Genomic DNA, 4,863 nt, shown 5'->3' with positions numbered 1-4,863 from the left:
GCTTCCTCGGAAGCCGCCGGCCGGCCGCTTCGTTCCCCGCCCGCACCAGGCCGCCGGCGACCGCCCCACCAGTTCTCGTCTTCTTGACGATATGGCGCCACTCCATTAGCGTCGTCATGACGAGAAAGAGGGGGCCCTCATCATGGCCGACATCACCCGGCGCTTCGGCTGGCGACACCTGCGCTCCGCACCCACCGCCCATATCCGGCACCACAAGCGGGGCAAGCTCAGCCACGACGGTCCCGGGCTGAGCTTCTGGTACCGGTCGCTCTCCGCCGCGCTCTCCGAAGTCCCGGTGAACGACCGGGAGCTGGCGATGGCCTTCCACGCGCGTACGGCCGACTTCCAGGACGTCACCGTGCAGGCGACCGTCACCTACCGCATCAGCGGCCCGGCCGAGGCCGCCGCCCGCCTCGACTTCTCCGTGGACCCCGACACCGGGGTCTGGAGGAGCGCACCGCTGGAGCAGATCGCCACCCTCCTCACCGAGACCGCACAGCAGCACACCCTGGACGTCCTGGCCCGGACACCGCTCGCCACCGCCCTGGTGGACGGGGTCGCCTCGGTACGTGAACGGGTCGCGTCCGGCCTCTCCGCCGAACCGCGGCTGCCCGCCACCGGCATCGACGTGGTGGCCGTGCGCGTCGTCGCCATCCGCCCGGAGGCGGAGGTCGAGCGCGCCCTGCGCACGCCGGCCAGGGAGCAGATCCAGCAGGAGGCGGACCGGGCCACCTACGAACGCCGGGCCGTCGCGGTCGAGCGGGAACGCACCATCGCCGAGAACGAACTCGCCAGCCAGATCGAACTGGCTCGCCGCGAGGAGCAGTTGGTTGACCAGCGAGGCATCAACGCCCGCCGCGAGGCCGAGGAGAAGTCCGCGGCCGACGGCGTGCGCACGGAAGCCGAGGCCGACCGCAAGGTGCGTCTCGCCCGCGCGGAGGCGGAGGCCGCCCGCGACATCGGCTCGGCCCGCGCCGAGGCCCAGGCGGCCTGGCTCCGGGCGCACGCGGAAGTGGACCCCGGCACCCTGCACGCGCTCGCCGCGACCCGGCTGGCGGAGAACCTGCCCCGGATCGACAGCCTCACCCTCTCCCCCGACGTGCTCACGGGCCTGCTCGCCCGGCTCGGCAGGACGGATCCGGAGGCGCGGGCGTGAGTCTGGCCCCGCGTGCGGTCCTCGTGCACCGCACCACCGAGTACGAGGAACTGCTCGCCCGGCACGGGACCCACGGCCAGGCGGCGTTCTTCCTCTCGACCCGCGGCCGGTCCATCGACGAGGTGGCCGGGCGGCATCACCGTACCCAGCGGGCCCTCACCGAGGTGGCTGCCGCCGTGCCCCTGCAGTGGCGTCGTTCACGGGTGGAGCGTGCGGACCTGGACCGCTTCCTCTTCGGGCCCGAGGACGTGGTCGTCGTGGTCGGACAGGACGGACTGGTCGCCAATGCGGCGAAGTACCTGTCCGGCCAGCCGGTCCTGGGCATCGACACCGATCCGGGCCGCAACCCGGGCGTCCTCGTACGCCATCGCGCGCAGGACGCGGCGGCACTGTGCCGGGCGGCCGTCGCACCCGGTGACCGGGTGGAGTCGCTCACCATGGTCGAGGCCGTCGCCGACGACACCCAGCGGCTGCTCGCCCTGAACGAGGTCTTCTGCGGACCGCCCGGCCACCAGACGGCGCGCTACCGCATCGGCCCGGACGACGCCGCCGGGGAGTCCCAGGCATCCTCGGGCGTCCTGGTCGGCACCGGGACGGGCGCGACGGGCTGGCTGCGCTCCCTCTGGGGCGAACGCGGCAGCGCGCTGCGACTGCCGGGCCCCTCCGATCCGCGGCTGCTCTGGTTCGTGCGCGAGGCATGGCCCTCGCCCGCGACCGGTACGTCACTGGTCGCCGGCGAACTGGGCCGGGGCGAGGGACTGGCCCTCACCGTCGAGTCGGACCGGATCGTGGTGTTCGGCGACGGAATGGAGGCCGACGCGCTGGAGCTGACCTGGGGTCAGACAGTGCGGCTCGGGATCTCCGCCACCACGTTGAATCTGGTGGTATAACCCCGTTGATGTACCACTCGCGCGGGGCCGGATTTGTAACTGATATCTACATGTATCTTCCGTGTGTCCGACGGGCCCGATACTGATCGGACACCGCACACCGAACCGTCGTCCTCATGACGCCTTCCACGGCTGAGCGGAACGCTCGACCGAGGAGACCACTGTGCTGGGTGCGATAGGCCTCGATGCCGTCCAGGAGATCACCTACCGCGAACTGGTCGGGCACGGGGCGGCCGACGCGGCGCATCTGGCGGGCCGTCTCACCCTGCCGGAGAAGGATGTCCTCCAAGCGTTGCACGGGCTGGAGCACCAGGGGCTGATCACCCGGTCCGCCGAACGGCCCGACTGCTGGGTGAGTGCTCCCCCGGCGGTGGCTCTGGCGCCCCTGCTCTCCCAGCAGCGCCATGAGCTGGAGTGCGCGGAACTGGCGGCGGCCAGACTGGCCGACGAGTACCGGCCCGAGGCCGTCGCACCCGGCGTGCGTGACCTGATCGAGGTCGTGACCGGCGCGCAGGCTGTCTCCCAGCGCTTCTCCCAACTCCAGCTGGGGGCCGAGCGGGAACTCTGCGTGCTCATCCGCAGCCAGCCGCTCGCGGTTTCGGCCGAGGAGAACACGGCCGAGGTGCTGGCCATGGCCCGGGGCGTGAAGTACCGCGTCGTCATCGGCCGGGAGATGTTTCCCGGCCGCGAGGGCGGGACCGTCGACCTGGCCGGTCTCGCCGAGTCGCTGGGCCGGGGCATGGAGGTGCGCGTGGTCGACGAGGTTCCGACCAAGCTGGTCATCGCCGACGGCTCGCTCGGCATGCTTCCGCTGAGCGACCCCGCCACGGAACCGGCGGCCCTGGTGGCCCGGTCGAGCGGTCTGCTGGTGTCGCTGGTGGCGCTCTTCGAACAGGTGTGGAGCCAGGGCCTGCCCCTGACGCTCGGCAGGGGCGACGAGATCGAGGAGGCGCCGCTGCCCGGGCCCGAGCCCATCGATCTCCAGATCCTCTCCCTGCTGCTGGCCGGCCTCACGGATGTGGGCGTCGGCAAGGAACTCGACCTGGGCGCACGGACCGTACAGCGGCGGATCAAGCGGCTGATGGATCTCAGCGGGGCGTCGAACCGGCTGCGTCTGGGCTGGTACGCGAGCGAGCACGGCTGGATCACGCGTACGCACGGCTGAGAGGCTGCCCCTGAGAACTCCAGCTACAGGGGGCAGAGGACATGACAGCCGACTCCGGGAACGGTCCCACGCGCAACACCCGGCCACCCGAGGCGCAGGCGGGATTCGGCGTGGGCGTCGTCGTTCAGGACGAGCAGGGCAGGATCCTGCTCGGCAGGCACCGCGAGGGCACCTGGGAGCTGCCCGGCGGAAAGATCGATCCGACACACGAGTCGGTCGCCGCCGCGGCCGCGCGTGAGCTCCGCGAGGAGACGGGGCTGGATGTCCCCGAAGCAGCGGTGACGGTCTTCGCGATGCTGCACGACGTGGTGGCCGGGACCATCCGGATCACGATGGCGGCCAGGGTGTCCGTCGAGGCCGCGGTCGCCGAGGTGACCGAGCCGCATCTGATCAGCGCCTGGCGGTGGACGCGCCCCGATGAACTGCCGGACCTGCTGTTCGACCCGTCGGCCCAGATCCTGGCGACCTGGCGGCCGGACCTCGCGATCGCGCACCCGCCGGCGCACCGTCTGCGGATCGCCGCGGACGGGCCGCAGTCATGAACCGTGAACCTACAGCGCTAATTGATTTGCCTAAAGGTCATAGGCAAGCTTAGCGTCGTACTCATGAGAGCCGTCAGTGAGCAGGACATCCGGGCATCGTTCGTCAATTGCTCCAAGGGCGAGGCGAAGCGGCTGCCGCTGCCCCGAGACCTCGACGACCGCCCGTGGGACGACCTGGACTTCCTGGGGTGGCGCGACCTGTCCGCACCGGACCGGAGCTACCTCGTCACCGACGTGGACGGCGAGCTGACGGGCATCACGCTCCGCTTCCCGTCCCAGCAGCGGGGCTTCCTGCACCGCAGCATGTGTTCGGTCTGCCTGACGACACACCCTGGCAGCGGCGTCTCCCTGATGACCGCACGCAAGACGGGACAGGCCGGCAGGGACGGGAACTCGGTGGGCATATACCTCTGCACCGACCTCGACTGCTCCCTGTACGTGAGGGGCAAGAAGCTCCCGGCGCCCGGCGGGCGCTTCGAGGAGTCACTGACCGTGGACCAGCAGATCGAGCGGACCCGGGCGAAGCTCTTCGCCTTCCTGGGCACTCTCTCCGCCTGAACGGCCGGGCGCATCCGGGTGCCTGCGGATGCGGTTCAGTGGGGGCGGATGTACGAATAAGGGACCATTCGTGCGATCGGAGTAGACCCGTGGACGACTATCCGCTCCTCAATCTCTTCCTGACCATGATGTACATCTTCCTCTGGGTCCTGTGGTTCTTCCTGCTCTTCAAGGTGATCACGGACATCTTCCGTGACCACTCACTGAACGGCTGGGCCAAGGCCGCCTGGTTGATCTTCGTCATCGTGCTGCCCTACGTCGGCGTCCTGGTCTACCTGATCGTTCGCGGCCGGAGCATGGGCCAGCGGGACGTGAAGCAGGCGAAGGACCAGGAGGCGGCCTTCCGGAAGTACGTGCAGGAGGCCGCCGGGACCGAGGGCGGCTCCGGAACCGGCAACAGCCACGTCACCGAACTCGCCAAGCTCGCCCAGCTCAAGGACAGCGGCCACATCGACCAGCAGGAGTACGAGAAGGCCAAGGCGAAGCTGCTCGCCTGATCCGCCCGGCCGTCCATGCCGACGTCCGTGTCCCCCCGACCGGTCACCTCACGGT

General features: G+C 70.3%; 6 protein-coding genes. All 6 read left to right on the top strand.

The window, feature by feature from the left end; translation table 11 throughout:
• Positions 1–142 precede the first annotated feature (142 nt).
• The 6 genes from ACFQ6X_RS35110 to ACFQ6X_RS35085 all read left to right on the top strand — a co-directional run bounded on the left by ACFQ6X_RS35110 (position 143) and on the right by ACFQ6X_RS35085 (position 4,808).
• On the top strand, positions 143–1,156 hold the full coding sequence (locus tag ACFQ6X_RS35110; protein WP_383188018.1) for an SPFH domain-containing protein: 1,014 nt from the start codon (positions 143–145) through the stop codon (positions 1,154–1,156).
• The gene (locus ACFQ6X_RS35105) at positions 1,153–2,046 is read left to right on the top strand and encodes a hypothetical protein (RefSeq protein ID WP_383188016.1); all 894 of its coding nucleotides are present in this window, start codon (positions 1,153–1,155) and stop codon (positions 2,044–2,046) included. The genes ACFQ6X_RS35110 and ACFQ6X_RS35105 overlap by 4 nt, the downstream gene beginning before the upstream one ends.
• Positions 2,047–2,209: 163 nt before the next feature.
• Positions 2,210–3,211 carry a helix-turn-helix transcriptional regulator gene (locus ACFQ6X_RS35100; RefSeq protein WP_383188013.1) on the top strand — a complete coding sequence of 334 codons (1,002 nt, stop codon included), beginning with the start codon at positions 2,210–2,212 and terminating at the stop codon, positions 3,209–3,211.
• Between the two features lie 41 nt (positions 3,212–3,252).
• Positions 3,253–3,753 (top strand): NUDIX hydrolase, encoded by a 501-nt coding sequence (locus ACFQ6X_RS35095; protein WP_383188010.1) that lies wholly within the window; start codon positions 3,253–3,255, stop codon positions 3,751–3,753.
• Positions 3,754–3,816: 63 nt separating this feature from the next.
• Complete coding sequence (locus ACFQ6X_RS35090) at positions 3,817–4,311, top strand: FBP domain-containing protein (protein WP_383188008.1); 495 nt, start codon at positions 3,817–3,819, stop codon at positions 4,309–4,311.
• A gap of 89 nt (positions 4,312–4,400) precedes the next feature.
• Positions 4,401–4,808, top strand: coding sequence for an SHOCT domain-containing protein (locus tag ACFQ6X_RS35085; protein WP_383188005.1), 408 nt, complete (start codon positions 4,401–4,403; stop codon positions 4,806–4,808).
• Positions 4,809–4,863 lie beyond the last annotated feature (55 nt).

This window comes from Streptomyces sp. NPDC056452 (assembly GCF_042796085.1).
Taxonomy (GTDB): Bacteria; Actinomycetota; Actinomycetes; order Streptomycetales; family Streptomycetaceae; genus Streptomyces.
The sequence above is the reverse complement of the archived record's forward strand: the minus strand, read 5'-3'. Positions and strand labels throughout refer to the sequence as shown.